Raw genomic sequence first — 711 nt, 5'->3', positions numbered from 1 at the left:
TGGACATTGTCGATTCTAGCTGTAGGGAGTGAAAGTGGCGCACCAATCTCGCTGCCAACTGGCTCGATGATGCAAACCGACTCTGGACAGACGGTAGTAGCAAGAACCAACTTAAAGGACATGCGCGATCTGACACGCAGCTATGGTGGTACCTTTGCTGAAGTTCAGTTTGATAATTCAGATGTCGAACACATCGCAAACTACCTCGACCGCATTGCAACTACGACAGAAGTAACCAAAACCAATAACTCACTCAACACCAGAGTCAACAATGGCTTTTGGCTACTGCCATTCCTATTGCTACCTGCACTTGGGCTTTTCAGAAAAGGCGTTATTTGGTGTGCCTTAGCTGGAGTTATCTCTTTTAGCCAACCAAATACTGCGTTTGCGAACCCGTGGAAAACCGATGATCAAGTAGGCTATCAGCTGTATCAGGACGAGGACTTCCAACAAGCTGCTGAACAGTTCACCCAACAAGAGTGGAAAGGCATTGCTCAATACAAAGCCGGTGATTTCGAAGCCGCAGAGCAGACGCTGCAAGACCTTTCTGGTGAAGATGCTCGCTACAACCTTGCTAACGCCCAAGCCCAACAAGGTAAGTACGATCAAGCAATAGAAGAGTATCAACGTATTCTCGAAATCAACCCTGAGCATGCTTATGCCAAGAAGAACTTAGAGGTCGTCGAACAAGCCCAGAAGCAACAGCAACAG

At 47.5% G+C, this 711-nt stretch carries 1 protein-coding gene; it reads left to right on the top strand.

Translation table 11 applies throughout. From position 1 onward, the window contains the following. The coding region (locus AB4486_RS23580) for a tetratricopeptide repeat protein (RefSeq protein ID WP_372118989.1) at positions 1–711 on the top strand (711 nt) is incomplete at both ends.

The sequence above is a fragment of the Vibrio sp. 10N.222.55.C6 genome (assembly GCF_041473395.1).
In the GTDB taxonomy this organism is placed as follows: Bacteria; Pseudomonadota; Gammaproteobacteria; order Enterobacterales; family Vibrionaceae; genus Vibrio; species Vibrio crassostreae_C.
The sequence above is the reverse complement of the archived record's forward strand: the minus strand, read 5'-3'. Positions and strand labels throughout refer to the sequence as shown.